The 16,531-nt window shown below is 69.2% G+C and carries 13 protein-coding genes; 1 reads left to right on the top strand and 12 read right to left on the bottom strand.

Annotation, left to right across the window (positions count from 1 at the left end; translation table 11 throughout):
- The 12 genes from ACAZ03_RS04595 to ACAZ03_RS04540 all read right to left on the bottom strand — a co-directional run bounded on the left by ACAZ03_RS04595 (position 1) and on the right by ACAZ03_RS04540 (position 14,510).
- Positions 1-1,149: a calcium-binding protein gene (locus tag ACAZ03_RS04595; protein WP_373356210.1), complete on the bottom strand. Its 1,149-nt coding sequence runs from the start codon at positions 1,147-1,149 to the stop codon at positions 1-3.
- Positions 1,150-1,238: 89 nt separating this feature from the next.
- Positions 1,239-1,613: a Na+/H+ antiporter subunit G gene (locus ACAZ03_RS04590; protein WP_373356209.1), complete on the bottom strand. Its 375-nt coding sequence runs from the start codon at positions 1,611-1,613 to the stop codon at positions 1,239-1,241.
- Between the two features lie 7 nt (positions 1,614-1,620).
- Positions 1,621-1,890, bottom strand: coding sequence for a K+/H+ antiporter subunit F (locus ACAZ03_RS04585; protein ID WP_373356208.1), 270 nt, complete (start codon positions 1,888-1,890; stop codon positions 1,621-1,623).
- A complete protein-coding gene (locus tag ACAZ03_RS04580) occupies positions 1,887-2,378 on the bottom strand; it encodes a Na+/H+ antiporter subunit E (protein WP_373356207.1) in 492 nt (163 codons plus the stop codon). The genes ACAZ03_RS04585 and ACAZ03_RS04580 overlap by 4 nt, the downstream gene beginning before the upstream one ends.
- Positions 2,378-4,054, bottom strand: a complete 1,677-nt coding sequence (locus tag ACAZ03_RS04575) for a monovalent cation/H+ antiporter subunit D (protein WP_373357041.1) — start codon at positions 4,052-4,054, stop codon at positions 2,378-2,380. The genes ACAZ03_RS04580 and ACAZ03_RS04575 overlap by 1 nt, the downstream gene beginning before the upstream one ends.
- Positions 4,054-4,482: a Na+/H+ antiporter subunit C gene (locus ACAZ03_RS04570; RefSeq protein ID WP_373356206.1), complete on the bottom strand. Its 429-nt coding sequence runs from the start codon at positions 4,480-4,482 to the stop codon at positions 4,054-4,056. The genes ACAZ03_RS04575 and ACAZ03_RS04570 overlap by 1 nt, the downstream gene beginning before the upstream one ends.
- 1 nt (position 4,483) lies before the next feature.
- A complete protein-coding gene (locus ACAZ03_RS04565) occupies positions 4,484-7,366 on the bottom strand; it encodes a monovalent cation/H+ antiporter subunit A (RefSeq protein ID WP_373356205.1) in 2,883 nt (960 codons plus the stop codon).
- Positions 7,367-7,560: 194 nt separating this feature from the next.
- A complete protein-coding gene (locus ACAZ03_RS04560; RefSeq protein WP_373356203.1) occupies positions 7,561-8,238 on the bottom strand; it encodes a cell wall hydrolase in 678 nt (225 codons plus the stop codon).
- A 172-nt stretch (positions 8,239-8,410) separates the two neighbouring features.
- Positions 8,411-10,972 (bottom strand): putative PEP-binding protein, encoded by a 2,562-nt coding sequence (locus tag ACAZ03_RS04555; RefSeq protein WP_373356201.1) that lies wholly within the window; start codon positions 10,970-10,972, stop codon positions 8,411-8,413.
- Positions 10,973-11,026: 54 nt separating this feature from the next.
- Complete coding sequence (gene glyS, locus ACAZ03_RS04550) at positions 11,027-13,084, bottom strand: glycine--tRNA ligase subunit beta (RefSeq protein WP_373356200.1); 2,058 nt, start codon at positions 13,082-13,084, stop codon at positions 11,027-11,029.
- On the bottom strand, positions 13,081-13,593 hold the full coding sequence (locus ACAZ03_RS04545; RefSeq protein ID WP_373356199.1) for a DUF6446 family protein: 513 nt from the start codon (positions 13,591-13,593) through the stop codon (positions 13,081-13,083). The genes glyS and ACAZ03_RS04545 overlap by 4 nt, the downstream gene beginning before the upstream one ends.
- The gene (locus ACAZ03_RS04540; RefSeq protein ID WP_373356198.1) at positions 13,593-14,510 is read right to left on the bottom strand and encodes a glycine--tRNA ligase subunit alpha; all 918 of its coding nucleotides are present in this window, start codon (positions 14,508-14,510) and stop codon (positions 13,593-13,595) included. Before ACAZ03_RS04540 ends, ACAZ03_RS04545 begins: the two co-directional genes overlap by 1 nt.
- A gap of 189 nt (positions 14,511-14,699) precedes the next feature.
- Here ACAZ03_RS04540 and ACAZ03_RS04535 point away from each other — a divergent pair, with 189 nt between their 5' ends.
- Complete coding sequence (locus ACAZ03_RS04535) at positions 14,700-16,466, top strand: trypsin-like peptidase domain-containing protein (protein ID WP_373356197.1); 1,767 nt, start codon at positions 14,700-14,702, stop codon at positions 16,464-16,466.
- The last annotated feature ends 65 nt before the right edge of the window (positions 16,467-16,531 follow it).

The following is a 16,531-nucleotide window of genomic DNA, read 5'->3' as shown; positions in this document are numbered from 1 at the left end:
TCAGAGGAAGAAGAACTTGATGTCCCGCACATCCTCGATGTCGAGCCCCTCCAGCAGGATCCGGTTGCCGAGGCCGAGCGCGAATTCCACGCCGTCGGGCACCTCCTCCGCCATTGCGCGCACCTGGCTGCGGCGGAGGTTCTGCCCGCCCCAGGCGGAGCGGAAGATGACGAGCCAGTCCTCGTCGGTGTCGAAATCGGTGATGACATCGCGGCCGAGGTTGAAGGCGAAGAAGTCGACGCCGGTGCCACCCGTGAGCGTGTCGTTGCCGGAATTGCCGTAGACGACGTCGAGCCCGTCGCCGCCGTAGACCCAGTCGTCCGAGGCGCCGCCGTCGAGGTAGTTCCCCTCCCCCGGCCCGCCGTAGAGCACGTCGCGGCCGTTACCGCCGTAGATCTCGTCGATCTCGCCGCCGCCGTAGATCGTGTCGTCGTCATCGCCGGCCCAGATCGTGTTCTCGCCGGCGCCGCCATAGAGGAAGTCGCGGCCGGTGCCGCCGTAGAGGGAATCCACCCCGTCGCCGCCGCGCATGTCGTCGGAGCCGGGGCCGCCGTACATGAGGTCATTGCCGGTGCCGCCATAGAGGGAATCGTCGCCCGAATGGCCCTGCACCTCGTCGTTGCCCGTGCCGCCATGGGCGGTGTCGTCGCCGGAGAGGCTCGAGACGTAATCGTCGTCGGCGCCGCCGAAGAGCACGTCGCTGCCCTCGCCGCCGACCACGATGTCCTCCCCCGCGCCGCCGTCCAGCGTGTCGCTGCCGGCGCCGCCGTTCATCGCGTCATTCCCGGCGCCGCCGAAGAGCACGTCGAACCCGTCCTCGCCGTAGATCCCGTCATTGCCGGTGCCGCCATAGGCCGTGTCGTCGCCGAGGCCGCCGTAGATCCGGTCATCGCCGTCATCGCCCGCCAGGTAGTCGCCATCGACCCCGCCGAAGAGGTAATCGGAATCGTCGCCGCCATAGAGCGTGTCACTGCCGGTATTGCCCTCGAGGCTGTCGAGGCCGAGCCCGCCGTAGATCGTGTCGTCGCCGCCGAGCCCGTCATAGGTGTCGGCAAGGGGCGTGCCCGTGTAGGTGTCATTGCCCGATGTGCCTGTGACCAGCGCGGCGAAGAGGCCGGTCCGGTCGGGCCGCCATCCGAAGATCGGCATGAAGCTGCTCCCTCAAGCTGCTCCGACCCACCAGGGTCGCAGCATAGGGAGCCATGGGGCCCGGCAAAACCCGCCGGATATGGGGGGCCTCAGAGGTCCGCCGGATCCTTCGGCGGGTCGTGGTAGATCGCCCAGCCGTATTCGCCCGACACGGGCGGCAGATCGCTCTCTTCCACCCGGTGCACCAGATAGGCCTTGGCGATGAAGTTCGCGGTCAGCGGCGCCGTCAGGAAGAGGAAGATCGAGATCAGGAGCTCGTGGATCGACACCTGCCCGCCCGAGAAGCCGAAGTAGATCATCGAGGCGATGAGCACCCCGCCGATCCCCAGCGTCGTCGCCTTGGTCGGCGCATGGAGCCGCTGCATCGCGTCCTGCAGCCGCACCAGCCCGAAGGAGCCGACCAGCGCGAAGATCCCGCCGACGACGAGGAAGAACGAGACGAGAATTTCGACGATCATGTCCATGCCGCCCTCACTCGATGATGTCGCCGCGCAGAAGAAAGCGGCAATAGGCGACGGTGGAGACGAAGCCGACCATGGCGATCAGCATGGCCGCCTCGAAATAGACCTGCCGGCCGATGGAGATCCCGTAGACGACGAGAAGCCCGATGGCGTTGATGACCATCGTGTCGAGCGCGAGGATCCTGTCGGCCGAATAGGGGCCGCGGGCGACGCGGTAGAGCGTGAAGAGCAGGCCGAGGCCGAAGCAGGCGAAGGCGAACCAGAGGGCATAGTCGATCATGCGAATATCTCCTTCAATCGCCGCTCGTAGCGGTGCTTGATGCCATCGCGCACCGCGTCCGGGTCATCCGTATGCAGGCAATGGACGAGCAGGCACGAGGCGTCGGCCGAGAGCATGGCCGTCACGGTGCCCGGGGTCAGCGTGATGGTGCCGGCGAGGACGGTGATCGCCTCCGGCGAGGTGAGCTCGATCGGCACGGTGACCCATTGCGAGTGGATCCGGTCGCGCCGCTTGAAGAGAACGATCAGCGCCACCTCGACATTCGCGATGATGATGTCCCAAAGGACGATGGCGACATAGGCGGCGCCGAGGGCCGGTTTCTGCAGCCGGGCGCGGTTCGGCCAGTAGGGCTCGGTCACGGCCGGCACGATGAAGGACAGAAGCACGCCGAGGACGAGGTTGCCCGGCGTGATCTTGTTGACCAGCAGCAGCCAGATCAGGATCAGCATGACGCTGAGGATCGGATGCGGGAAGAGGCGCTTCATCATCAGTGACCGGCCTCCTCGACGGTGACGCCCGGCAGGGGCGTCTCGCCGCTGTCGAGCGGCACGTCGTCATGCGCGCCGTCGGCGGTGGCGGAGTCGCCGTGCGCCTCCTCCGCCTCCTCCGCCTCTTCCGGCGGGGCGAGCACGGCGGAGATATAGCCCTCGCGGTCGTAGAGCTGCGCGGTGGCGACGCCGAGGTAGCGGGTCACCGGCCCGGCGAGGACGGAGAGGATACCCATCATCAGGATGCAGAGCGCCACGGGCAGAAGCGCCAGCGGGCTGGCCTTCTGGCCGCGCCCGTCGGGCACCACATCGGCCTTGCCCTCCTCAGCCTCCTCAGGCTCGGGGGCGGGCACGGAGGTGGCCTTCCAGAAAAGCTCAGATCCGGCCCGCGCGAAGCCGACGATGGTGAAGAGCGAGCCGGTGAGGATGAAGACCCACGCGAGCTCCATATGCTCCCAGGGGATCACCGCCTTCAGGATGACGAGCTTGCCGAGAAAGCCCGAGAGCGGCGGCATCCCCGCCATGCCGATGGCGGCGGCGAAGAAGAGCGCGGCGAAGAGCGCGTGCTGCACGGTGGGCGGCGCCGCCTTGAGGAGGTCTCCGCTCTCGCGGCGCGAGATGACGTGGCAGGCGAGCAGGAACAGCGCCGCCGTCGCGAAGGTGGAATGGAGGAGGTAGTAGAGCGCCGCCAGCGTGGCGTCGGGCGTGAAGGCGCTGATGGCGATCATCAGCGTGCCCATGGAGCCGATCACCGAGAAGGAGATCAGCGACATGAGCCGCCGCGCGCCGAGCACGCCGAGCGCGCCGATGGCGATGGTGACGACCGACCCGGCGAAGAGCCATTTCTCAGGCAGCGTGCCGGTCGCGGCGACATCCGGCCCGAAGACGATGATGAAGACCCGCAGGATCGCATAGGCACCGACCTTGGTCATCACCGCGAAGAGCGCCGCGACGGGCGCAGGAGCGTTCGAATAGGTGCCCGGCAGCCAGAACTGCACGGGGAAGACCGCCGCCTTGATGGCGAAGACGATGAGCAGCAGCATGGCCGCGACGCGCACGAGCGCCGCATCCTCCGGCGCGATCTCGCGGACCTTCACCGCCAGATCGGCGATGTTGAGCGTGCCTGTCGAGGCATAGAGCGTGCCGAGCGCGAAGAGGAAGAGCGTCGAGCCGGCGAGGTTCATCACGACATATTGGAGGCCCGCCTGCAGCCGGACCCGGCCGCCGCCGTGGATCATCAGCCCGTAGGAGGCGATGAGCAGGATCTCGAAGAAGACGAAGAGGTTGAAGGCGTCGCCGGTGAGGAACGCCCCGCAGATGCCCATGAGCTGGAACTGGAAGAGCGCATGGAAATGCCGGCCCCGCCTGTCCCATCCCGTCGCCATGGCATGGATGAGCACGATGAGCCCTAGGACGGCCGTCAGAAGCACCATCGCGGCGGAGAGGTGATCGAGGACGAGCACGATCCCGAAGGGCGCAGGCCAGTCGCCGAGCCGGTAGACCTGCTCGCCGGAGCCGGCGGCGACGTTGAGGAGGCCCACGGCGATGGCGACGAGCGCGGCTGCGCCGGCGGTGGAGGCAGAGCGGGCCAGCACGATATCGTGCCGCATGACCCAGGCGATGAGCGGCGCCAGCATCGCCGGCAGCACCACAGGCGCGATGATCCAGTGGTTCATCATGGCTGCGGCCTCACGGGCGTATCGTCGTCATAGCCCGGGTCCGGCCCCGGGCTCTGCGTGTCGCGGCCCTCGGGGCCCTCGGTCTCGCCCTCCGGCAGGGCGCGGCCCATGTCGATGTGATCGTCGCCGATGTCGAGATAGGCGCCGAGCGAGATCATCACGAGGACGGCCGTCATCCCGAAGGAGATGACGATGGCCGTCAGCACCAGCGCCTGCGGCAGCGGGTCGGTATAGGGGCCGCCGCCCTCGTCGGCGAGGATCGGCGCCGCATTGATGGAGAGCCCCCCGGTCGAGAAGAGGAAGACGTTGACGGCGTAGCTGAGCAGCGCCAGCCCCAGGATCACCGGGAAGACGCGGAGCCGCAGGATCAGGTAGACCCCGCCCGCCGTCAGCACGCCCACCGAACTCGCGACCACGATCTCCATCTCAGACCTCCTCGCCTTCGGAGGGCACGGGCGCCGTGCCATCGGCGCGCCGCGACGAGGGATCGTAGTCCATCGGCTCGAGGTTGACCGTCTCGCCCGCATAGCGGGCCATGCGGCTGAGCGAATAGAGCATCAGCATCACCGCGCCGAGCACGGCGAGGAACACGCCGAGGTCGAAGAACATCGCCGAGGCCCATTCGAATTCCTCGATCCAGGGCCATTTCACATAGCCATAGGCGGAGGTGAGGAAGGGCAGCCCGGCAATCCAGGCGCCCATGCCCGTCAGCCCGGCAATGATGACGCCCCAGCCGATCAGCGAGTGATATTCCCAGCGCTGGCGGTCCATCGTCCAGGCGAAGCCCGAGGCCATGTACTGCATGAGGAGCGCGATGGAGAAGACGAGCCCCGCCACGAAGCCGCCGCCCGGATTGTTGTGGCCCCGCAGGAAGATGTAGAGCCCGACGAGCAGCGCGATGGGCATCATGACGCGGGTGCCGACGACCATCATCAGCGGGTGGCGGTCGCGGGAGCGGTCGGCCGCAAAGGTCCAGTTGCGCAGGCGCTTGCCGGCGCGGCCGCGCAAGAGCGATTCCATAAGCGCGAAGATGATGACCCCGGCGATGCCGAGCACGATGATCTCGCCGTAGGTGTCATAGCCCCGGAAGTCGACGAGGATGACGTTGACGACGTTGTGCCCGCCGCCGCCCTCATAGGCATTGGCGAGGAAGTAATCCGAGATGCTCTCCACGTCGCGGCGCATAAAGGCATAGGCGAGCCCGCCCACCCCTGCGCCGGCGGCGATGCCGATGATGCCGTCGCGGATGCGGCGCATCCCCGAGCTGTCGGTCGGCGTCGTCTTCGGCAGGTAGTGGAGTGCGAGGAGGAGGAGCAGGATCGTCACCGTCTCCACCGAGATCTGGGTGAGCGCCAGATCGGGGGCGGAGAGATAGACGAAGCCGATGGAGACCATGAGCCCGCAGATCGAGATCACCACCAGCGCCAGGAACCGCCGGCGATGGAGGAGGATCACGGAGAGCGTCGCCACCAGCATCAGCACCCAGCCGACGACGGCGATGGGCGGGATGGGCAGGAGCGGCCGGCTGACGGGGGCGAGGCCCCGCCCGAAGAAGGCGACGAGCGCCGAGGCGAGGGTCGCGACGACGAAGACGGCGAGGTAGCGCGACACGGCGCCGTTGTGCATCCCCTCCGCCACGGCGCGCGAGCCATGGACGAGCCCGGTCATCATCCGGTCGAAGATCACCTTCGCCTCCGGCCGCGGCGCGGCGATCCAGAGCCGGTCTAGCGGGCGGTGGACTGCCAGGAGGATCAGGCCGCCGACGATGGCGATGATCGACATGATCAGCGCAGGCGTCACCCCGTGCCAGAGCGCCAGATGGGTGTGGATCTCCTCCCCCGTCACGGCGGAGGCTGCCATGTCGACGATGGGGCCGGCGACGAAGGCGGGGAAGAGCCCGGAGGCCACGACCAGCACCACGAGCACCGCCGGCGGCAGCCACATGCCGAAGGGCGGGTCATGCGGGTGGTCGATGCTCTCGTCCTTCTGCCGCCCGAGGAAGGTGTGGAAGATGAAGCGGAAGGAATAGGCGACGGAGAGGAGCGCTCCCAGCGTCGCCAGCACCGGCACGAGCCAGGCATTCTCCCACCAGACGGTATGAGACGCCTCCTCCAGCATCATCTCCTTCGACAGGAAGCCGTTGAAGAGCGGGATGCCGGCCATGGAGAGCGCGGCGAGGATGCCGATGGCGCCGGTGATCGGCATGAGGGCGAGGAGCCCGCCGAGCCGCTTGATGTCACGCGTATGGGTCGCGTGATCGACGATGCCGGCGGTCATGAAGAGCGCCGCCTTGAAGGTCAGGTGGTTGAAGACGTGGAAGACCGCGGCGATGGCCCCCGCCTCCGTCCCGAGACCGAGGAGCAGCGTCAGAAGGCCGAGGTGCGAGACGGTCGAGAAGGCAAGGAGCGCTTTCAGGTCGTCCTTGAAGAGCGCGATCAGCGCGCCGAGCACCATGGTGACGAGCCCGGTGGTGGCGACGATGTAGAACCACAGCTCCGTCCCCGCCAGCACCGGCCAAAGCCGCGCCATCAAGAAGATGCCGGCCTTCACCATTGTCGCCGAGTGCAGATAGGCCGAGACGGGCGTCGGCGCGGCCATGGCGTGCGGAAGCCAGAAGTGGAAGGGGAACTGCGCCGATTTCGTGAAGGCCCCGGCGAGGATCAGTAGTAGCGCCGGCAGGTAGAGGGGGCTCGCCTTGATCGCCTCGCCCGCCTGCAGGATGTCCGTCAGCTCGTAGCTGCCGGCGATCTCGCCGAGGATCAGCATGCCGCCAATCATGGCGAGCCCGCCGGAGCCGGTGACGGCCAGCGCCATCCGCGCGCCCTGCCGGCCTTCCGGCAGGTTCTTCCAGTAGCCGATGAGCAGGAAGGAGGTGAGCGAAGTCAGCTCCCAAAACACCAAGAGCATCAGGATGTTGTCGGAGAGAACGATGCCCAGCATCGCCCCCTGGAAGAGCAGCAGATAGGTGAAGAACTCCCCCATCGGATCCTCGCCCGACAGGTAGAACCGCGCATAGAGCGTGATGAGCAGCCCCACGGCGAGGATCATCACCGCGAACATGAGCCCGAGCCCGTCGAGGAAGAAGCTGGCCGACAGGCCGAGCGGCGGGAACCAGGCGAAGCTCTTCTGGTAGACCTGCCCCTCCATCACGCCCGGCGCCAGCGTCAGCAGCATCAGGAGCGCGAGGGCGGTCGGAATCGCCGCGAAGGTGGCGCAGGCGTTGCGGCCCGCGCGGATCATCACCCCGGGGACCAGGGCCCCCAAGAATGGCAGAAGTGCAATGATTGGAAGGAGGCCCGCGCCGCCCATGCCCGCCCCTTCGGCCGAATCGTTCCGAAATGTTCTAACGGCTGCGGCGGGGGGAGAAAACGGCGCCCGGCGATAAACGCGACGATGTGAGCGGGGCGCACCGCCCGGAGCGGACCCAAGGCCCGCCCGCGGCGGGCCCCAGGGGTCTCAACTCGAGATACTTCGGGCCCGGGTCCGGGGCCCGGGACCGGCCGTCAGGTCTGGCGGTAGAACAGATGCGCGCCGATCTGCGCGGTCTGCGGGAAGCGGCGGGCCCAGGAGGGGCGCACGGCCGTGGTGTGGTAATAGGTCGCGCCGCCGGTCAGCTCGCGGTCGGCGCCGTCGAGCATCAGCCGGGCGACCTTGCCGACGCGGCTCCAGGCGGCCTGCTCATGCACCACCTCGGGCGAGCCGTCGCAGGTATAGGTGAACTGGCACTGATACTGCGCGCCGGTGCCCTGATGGATCACGCCGCAGACGGAGCCGGGGAAGCGGGGGGAATCGACGCGGTTCATGATGACCTCGGCGACGGCGAAGAGGCCGCGGGCGGCTTCGCCCCGGGCCTCGAAATAGAGCGCCTCGGTCAGGCATTGCCACTCGGCACCGCCGGAGGCGGACGGCAGGGAAGCGAGGAAAGCGTCGGAATAGGCGATATCGCCCGTGGCACCCATGGCGGTCAGCCGGTCTTCCGACGGCGCCGTCACGGCGAGAAGCCGGGCTTCGGGCGCTTCCGAGAGCGCCTGACGTTCCTGGCCCAGAAGGTCGGAAAGCTGGCCGGCAAGCGCGGTGTCGGCCGCGGCAGCGCCGGGGAGCGACAGGCCGGTCGCAACCGACATGGCCAGCATAAGAAAGGCGCCCTTGAGCGCCCGGTGTCCCGCCTTCGCGATCCGCATTGTCTCTCATTCCCTTCCGGCGCGACCTGCTGCCGCGCGAGCAGGCCGCTCCTAGGCGGATGGGGTTAAGAGGTCGAATCCCGTGCCCGGGATGCCGGCAGGTTCGGCGGAATCTCGCCCAAAACGCAGGCAAATCGAGAACGGGGGAACCGTTGCAGGGGCGCCACCGCCCTCAGGCGGGGAGCTCCGCAGCCGTTCGGCGCTCGGCGATTGCGAGCTGCGCGGCGGCGAGTCGCGCCAGCGGCACCCGGTAGGGCGAGCAGGAGACATAGGTGAACCCCTCGCCCCGGCAGAAGGCGATGGCCCTGGGGCTGCCGCCATGCTCGCCGCAGATGGCGAGCGTCACGTCGGGTCGCCCCTTCCGCCCGCGCGCGGCGCCGATCTGCAGCAGCTCTCCCACCCCCTCGGTATCGAGAAGGTGGAACGGGTCCTCCTCGTAGACGCCGCGGCGGATATAGGCGCTCATGAAGCGCCCGGCATCGTCGCGGCTGAGCCCGTAGGTCATCTGCGTGAGGTCATTGGTGCCGAAGGAGAGGAAGCTCGCGTGCTGGGCGATATCGGCGGCGCGGAGCGCGGCGCGCGGCGTCTCGACCATGACGCCGAGCCGGTACTCGACCATGTCGCCGGTCTCGCTGCGCACCGCCGCGGCCACCGCCTCGATCATCGCCTTCACCACCTCGACTTCGCGCGCGGCGGAGACGAGGGGGATCATGATCTCGGGCACCACCGGCGCTCCGGCCCGGCCGGCCTCGATGGCCGCCTCGAAGATGGCGCGGGCCTGCATCTCGTAGATCTGCGGCACGGCGATGCCGAGCCGCACGCCGCGCATCCCCAGCATCGGGTTGTATTCGCTGAGCGCCTCCACCCGCGCCTTCACCTCGGCATGGGGCTTGCCGAGCATCACCGCCATGTCCTTGAGGCCGCGCGTGTCGGTCGGCAGGAATTCATGGAGCGGCGGGTCGAAGAGCCGGATGCAGACCGGCCGCCCGCCCATGATCTCGAAGAGCCGGATGAAGTCGCCCCGCTGCAGCGGCAGAAGGCGCGAGAGCACGGCGGCGCTTTCCTCGTCGGTCTCGGAGAAGATTACCTCGCGCATGAGCCCGATGCGGCCATCCTCGAAGAACATGTGCTCGGTGCGGCAGAGCCCGATGCCCTCCGCCTGGAAGCGCCGCGCCACCTCGGCATCGCCGGGCGTGTCGGCATTGGCGCGGACGCCGATGTCGCGCTCGGCATCCGCCCAGGCGAGGAGCGTGCGGAAGCTGTCGTCGAGCCCCGCCTCGACCAGCCGCACCTCGCCGGCGATGATCTCGCCGGTGGTGCCGTCGACCGTGACCCAGTCGCCGGGCTTCAGCCGCCGTCCGCCCGGCGCCAGCACCTGGCCTTGCCGGTCGATGGAGAGGTCCCCGGCGCCGACGACGCAGGGCAGGCCGATGCCGCGCCCGATGACGGCGGCATGGCTGGTGACGCCGCCGCGGATCGTGACGATGGCGCGTGCCGCCTGCATGCCGCGGATATCCTCCGGGCTGGTCTCGCGGCGGATGAGGATGGCGGGCTCGCCGCGCCCGGCGCTCGCCTCCGCCTCCTCCGCCGTCAGCACGAGCCGGCCGGTGGCGGCGCCGGGCGATGCGGCGATACCCCGGGCCACGATGTCGCGCTCCGCCGCCGGGTCCACCTGCCGGTGAAGGAGCGCGGTCAGCGCCACGGGCGGGATGCGCATCACCGCCTCCGCCTCGGGGATGATGCCCTCGCTGGCGAGGGACACGGCGATCTTCACCGCGGCCTTCGGCGCGCGCGGCAGGCGCACGGCGTCGAGAATGGCGATGCGGCCCGATTCGATGGTGAACTCCACCTGCATCTCCTCGCGGAGCCGCTGCCGGCAGAGGTCGCCCGCCGCGCGGAGCTCGGCAAAGGCCTCGGGCGCGCATTCCTCGAGCGAGGGCCCGCGCGGATCATTCGTCAGATAGAGCGCGCCCGAAGCCGCGGAGAGCGCCTCGCGGCCCTGGCTCTGGCGGAGGTAACGGCCGGTGATCTGCGGCTCGCCGGTTTCGGGATCGACGAAGCCGATGACGCCCGAGCCGCTCTCGCCCGGGCCGACGCCCAGCGCCATGGCCTGCACGACGAGCCCGAGCCCCGCATCGGCCGGCGCGCCCTTCGACTGACGGAGGAGCCTTGCCGACGTGCCCTCCCAGGCGCGCGCCATCGAGCGGAGCACCTCGGCGAGCTGCACCTGAGGCGCCTCGGGGAAGGGCTCCTCCATCTCCTCCTCATAGGTCTCGCGCATGGCGGCCACCGCCTCGGCGCTGGGCGCGTCGGGCAGGAGGAAGAGATCGGGATCGAGTCGTGAGACATGCTCGGCATAGGACTGGATGAAGCGCAGATAGAGCGCGTTGGCCGCCTCCTCGCCGATGCTGTCGCAAAGCGCCGCATGGCGGGCGTCGTTCATGCCGATGTTGAGGATCGCGGAGGGCCCGCCCCAATCCTGGTCGAGGCTGGAGGGCCGCACGCACAGAAGCGGCGCCGGGCCGAAGGGGGCGAGGATCTCGCCGACGGGCGGCGCCTTGCCGCGCGCGATCTCGTGGACCGCATCGAAGGAAAGCGCGACAGTCGTCGGCACGTTGAAGCCGAGCCGCACCAGCCGCTGCAGGCATTTCGCCCGGCCGCCATGCACCGCCGCCGCCATCCGCGCGGTCTGCGTGATCGGCGTCACCTTCTCGAAGCGCGCGACTTGCTGCATTGCGGCATCACCTCCGGGGGCACCATGCGCCCCCGGCGGGTGCCGATCAAGCTGTCAGCCCTCGAGCCGGGTCAGGTCGGCGCTTTTCAGGCACACGGCGCGGATCCGGTTGAGGAGATTCAACCGGTTGCGGCGCAGAACCTGATTGTCGGCATTGACCTGCACCGCCTCGAAGAAGGCGTCGATCGGGGCGCGGAGCGCGGCCATGGCCGCCATGGCGCCGGCGAAATCCTCCGCCTCGAGCGCGGGGGTGATCTTCGCCTCCGCCGCGTCCAGCGCATCGAAAAGCGCCACCTCCGCCGGGTCTTCAGTGAACTTGCGCTCGGCGCCGAAGGAATATTCGACGCCATCGGCCGCCTCGGCCTGGCTGAGGATGTTGTTAGCGCGCTTGAAGCCCTGCACGAGGTTCACGCCGTCGTCGGTCTTCAGCACCTCCGCCAGCGCCTCGGCCCGCGCCGCCACCTGCGCGAGATCGGCGGCATCGCCGGTCAGGCAGGCGTCGATCACGTCATGCGCAAGGCCCCGGTCGCGGAGCGCGACCTTGAGGCGGTCATGGAAGAACCGCATGAGATCAGGTACATCGGTGAGCTTGTTCGCGGCGAGGATCAGCTCGTCGAGCGGAAGGCGCAGGCCGTCCGTCAGGATCAGCCGGATGACGCCCAGCGCCGCGCGGCGGAGCGCGAAGGGGTCCTTCGAGCCGGTGGGCTTCTCGCCCACGGCCCAGAAGCCGGCCAGCGTGTCGAGCTTGTCGGCCAGCGCCAGCGTGACGGAGAGGGGGGCGGTGGGCACGTCATCCGAGGGGCCGAGCGGGGCGTAATGCTCCTGCGCCGCGGCGGCGACCTCGGGGGCATGGCCGGCGGCTTCGGCGTAATAACGCCCCATAAGCCCCTGCAATTCGGGGAATTCCCCCACCATCTCGGAACGGAGGTCGGCCTTGCAGATGGCGGCCGCCGTGGCGGCCTCTTCGGCATCGGCCCCGACCATCGGTGCGATGATGCGGGCAAGCGCCGCGATGCGGGCCACGCGCTCGGCCTGGGTGCCCAGCTTCGACTGGAAGGTGACGCGGGCGAGCCCTTCGGCCATGCCCTCGAGCCCGCGGGCCTTCACCTCGCGCAAGTCATTGTCCCAGAAGAACTTTGCATCCGAGAGCCGGGCGCGGAGCACGCGCGAATTGCCGGCGAGGATGGCGGCGCCGCCATCCGCCGCCTCGATATTCGCGACCGTGATCCAGGCCTCGATGCGGCCCGATTTCGGGTTTCTCACCGAGAAGAACTTCTGGTGCTCCTTCATCGAGGTCTGCAGCACTTCCGGCGGCAGGCCGAGGAAGGCCTCCTCGATCCGCCCCATCAGCGCCACCGGCCATTCGACAAGGCCCGCGACCTCGGCCAGCAGGCCCTCGTCCTCCACCACCTCGAAGCCCTTGGCGAAGGCGAGCTGGGTGGCGTCGTGGCGGATCGTCTCGGCCCGGCTCTCGGGGCGGAGGATCACATGAGCGGAGGTGAGCTTCGCCTCGTAATCCTCGAAATCGCGGACGGAAAAATCCGCAGGCCCCATGAAGCGGTGGCCGCTCGTCCGGTCGCCGGCGCGGATCCCGTCGAGCTCGAAGGGCACCACCTCGGTGCCGCCCTCATCGGAGAGCACACAGAGGATCCGGTGCAGGGGCCGCACCCAGCGCAGACTCCCGGCGCCCCAGCGCATCGACTTCGGCCAGGGGAAATTGCGGATGGTGGTCTCGAGCACCTCCGCCACGATCTCCGCCGCCGGGCGGCCGGGGGTCGTGATCGTCGCGAAATAGGCCTCGCCCTTCTTGTCGGGCCGCACCTCGAGGTCATCGCGGCTGAGCCCGGTCGAGCGGAGGAACCCCTCGACTGCCTGCTCCGGCGCGCCGACCTTCGGGCCCTTGCGCTCCTCCCGCCGCTCCTGGCTGGCCTCGGAGAGGCCCTCGACCACCAGCGCCAGCCGCCGCGGCGTCGCGAAGGCGGCGGCGGAGGCATAGGTGAGCCCGGCCTCGACGAGCCCGTCGGTCATGAGTTTCTTCAGATCTTCCGAGGCCTTGCCCTGCATCCGCGCCGGGATCTCCTCGCTGAAGAGTTCGATCAGCAGCTCTTTCATTCCTCGTACTCCTCGGGCGCGGGCGGGCAGCCCTCCGGCGCATCCTCACCGTCATAGACGGCGGCGCCACAGGGGTTGATCTGGTGCCAGGCATAGGCCCGGCCATCGGGGAAGAGGGCGTAGACCCTGTCGATCCCGTAGGTGACATTCGCCTGCCCCAGCACCGCCACGGCCTCGCCGGCCTCGAGCGCGTCGCCGATGGCCTCAGCGTTATAGCAGTCGAACCAGCCGGGGCCGGTCAGCGGCTCCGCCTCCGGATAGGGGGCGAAGGCTTCCGGGTCGAGACCGGGCAGAACCAGGCAGGCGCGGTAGCGGATCGGCGAGGAAGTCGCGTCGATCGCCTTGGCATTTTCGAACCTCACCGGGGTCAGCTCGCCCGTTTCGGCGGCGGTGAGTTGCACATCCTCGACCTCGGTCTCGAAATAGAAGGCGCGCGTCTGCAGATACCACATGCCGCCGCCGAGGAGCAGCGCCACGGCCAGCATCAGGGCGATGGCGAGCCGAGCCATCAGGCGGCCTTCGCCGCGTCGGTGGTCACGAAGGCATCGGCGCAGGCCTTCGCCAGCGCCCGCACCCGGCCGATATAGGCCTGCCGCTCGGTGACGGAGATCACCCCCCGCGCGTCGAGCAGGTTGAAGAGGTGCGAGGCCTTGATGCACTGGTCATAGGCCGGATGTGCCATGACGATGCGCTTGCCCGTCCGCGGGTCGATCTCCTCCGCCGAGAGGAGCCGCGCGCATTCCGCCTCGGCATCGTTGAAATGCTGGAGGAGCATGTCGGTCGTCGCCGCATCGAAGTTGTGGCGGGAGTATTCCTCCTCCGTCTGGCGGAAAATATCGCCATAGGTCAGGGGGATAGGCGATTGCGGATCGTTGAACGGCATCTCCATCACATGCTCGACGCCGAGTACATACATGGCGAGCCGCTCGAGCCCGTAGGTCAGCTCGCCCGAGACCGGGCGGCAGTCATGGCCGCCGACCTGCTGGAAATAGGTGAACTGGCTCACCTCCATCCCGTCGCACCAGACCTCCCAGCCGAGCCCCCAGGCGCCGAGGGTCGGGCTTTCCCAATCGTCCTCCACGAAGCGGATGTCATGGCTGGCCATGTCGATACCGATGGCCTCGAGGCTGCCGAGGTAAAGCTCCTGCAGGTCCGGCGGCGAGGGCTTCAGGATCACCTGATACTGGTAGTAATGCTGCATCCGGTTCGGATTTTCGCCGTAGCGCCCGTCGGTTGGCCGGCGCGAGGGCTGGACGTATGCGGCGGCCCAGGCCTTTTCGCCGAGCGCGCGCAGCGTCGTCGCCGGATGGAAGGTGCCGGCGCCGACCTCCATGTCGTAGGGCTGCAGGATGGCGCAGCCGCGACCCGACCAATAGGTCTGCAGGCGCAGGATGATCTCCTGAAAGCTCCTCGGGGCGTCGGCCATGGCGCGGCTCCTCATGACGGGGTCGGCGGGGGCATAGTCCCCCGGGGCAAGAGGGTCAATCGCGCCACGGAATCCGCGCAATTGCAGGGGCTCGCGGGATTTTCGGGTGCGGGTCGGGCGGAGCGCGGCTAAAGGGGGGCAAAGACGGCCGCCCGGGCGGCTCACGACGCAGGATCGAGGAAGCTTTTTGTGAAGAGATTGAGGGTACTGGCCCTGCTTTGGGGTCTGGTTGCGGGCGGGGCCGTTGCCGCGCAGGAGGGTGTCTGGGTCCAGGTGGAGGCCTTGCCGACGCTGACGGCCGCGCAGGATCGCGTGCGCGACTATGCGGGCGACCTGCCCGATGTGGTGGGCTACGCGCTGACCTCCGGCTGGTACGGCATCGCCATCGGGCCCTATTCCCGCGACGATGCCTCCGCCGTCCTGCGGCAATTGCGCGCCTCCGGCGCCATCCCGGGCGACAGCTATATCGTCACCGGCAGCACCTTCCGCCAGCAATTCTGGCCCATCGGCGCCGGCGCGCCGGTCACCGCCCAGCCGCTCCCCGAGGGGCTGGAGCCCTCCGTCGAGGTGACCGAGACCGCCCCGCTGGCCGAGGTGGCCGAGCCCGAGCCCGAGCCCGCCCCGGTGGTCGACGAGACCCCGGCGCAGGCGCGGCAGAGCGAGGCGCTGCTCACCCGCGAGGAGAAGATGGAGCTGCAGGTCTGGCTCCAATGGGCCGGCTTCTACGAGGGCGCCATCGACGGCGCCTACGGCCGCGGGACCCGCGGCTCGATGGCCGCCTGGCAGGGCGCGAGGGGCTATGAGGAAACGGGCGTGCTCACCACGCGCCAGCGCGCCGAGCTCTACGCGGAGTACAACGCCGTGCTGGAGGGGATGGACCTCGCCCCCGTCCGCGATGCCGAGGCCGGCATCGAGATGATCATGCCGACGGGCGCCGTGGCCTTCTCGACCTATGCGCCGCCCTTCGCCCGCTACGAGCCGGTGAGCCCGGACCTGCCGGTCCAGATGCTGCTCATCAGCCAGCCGGGCGATCAGGACCGCTTCTTCGGCCTTTACGAGATCCTGCAGACGCTCGACGTGATCCCGCCCGAGGGCCCGCGCGAGCGCACTGCGGATCACTTCACCATTGAGGGGCTGGACGGCGAGCGCCATGCCTTCGTCGAGGCCTGGGCCGAGGGCGGCGAGATCAAGGGCTATGCCCTCATCTGGATCGCCGGCGACGAGGAGCGCTTCACGCGGCTCCTTGCCGAGATCCGCCCGAGCTTCACGCGGCTCCCGGGCGTCCTCGACCCCGCCGTCGCGCCCCCGGGCGAAGACCAGGCCATCGACCTCGTCTCCGGCCTCGCCGTGCGCCAGCCGCTGCGGACGCGGACGGGCTTCTTCGTCTCGGAAGACGGCGCCGTCCTCACGAGCGCAGGGGCCGTAGCCGGTTGCGGTGAGGTGACCATCGGCAGCACCAACGCCGAAGTGATCGGCGAGGATGCGGCACTCGGCCTCGCGGTTCTGGCGCCGCGGGCGACGCTCGCGCCGCTCTCGGTCGCCTCCTTCCAGACGGGCGTGCCGCTCATCGGCGCCGAGGTGGCGGTGGCCGGCTTCCCCTTCGGCGGCGTGCTGGCGACGCCGGCCCTGACCTTCGGCGAGCTGGCCGACATCCGCGGGCTGAACGGCGAGGACACGCTGAAGCGCCTGTCGCTCTCGGCCGAGGAGGGCGACGCCGGCGGGCCGGTCTTCGACAAGACCGGCGCGGTCCTCGGCATGCTCGCAGAGCCGGCGGCGACGGGGGGCACGCAGCTCCCCGCCGATGTCAGCTTCCTGGTGGAGACGGATGCGATCCTGCCGGTGCTGGACGCCGCGGGCGTCCCGGCCGGCGCGAGCACGCGCGCGACGCCGATGAGCCCCGAGATGCTGACGCGCCACGCCGGCGACGTCGCGGTGCTGGTGAGCTGCTGGGAGTGAGCGGGACGGGTGGGTTGCGCCCCCCGTCTGGCCCGCGGCGTAGGGGGGGGGTGTAACCCACCTTC

This window comes from Pseudoroseicyclus sp. CXY001, assembly GCF_041714655.1.
In the GTDB taxonomy this organism is placed as follows: Bacteria; Pseudomonadota; Alphaproteobacteria; order Rhodobacterales; family Rhodobacteraceae; genus Pseudoroseicyclus_A.
Note: the sequence above shows the minus strand (reverse complement) of the source record. Positions and strands in the feature narration are given on the sequence as shown.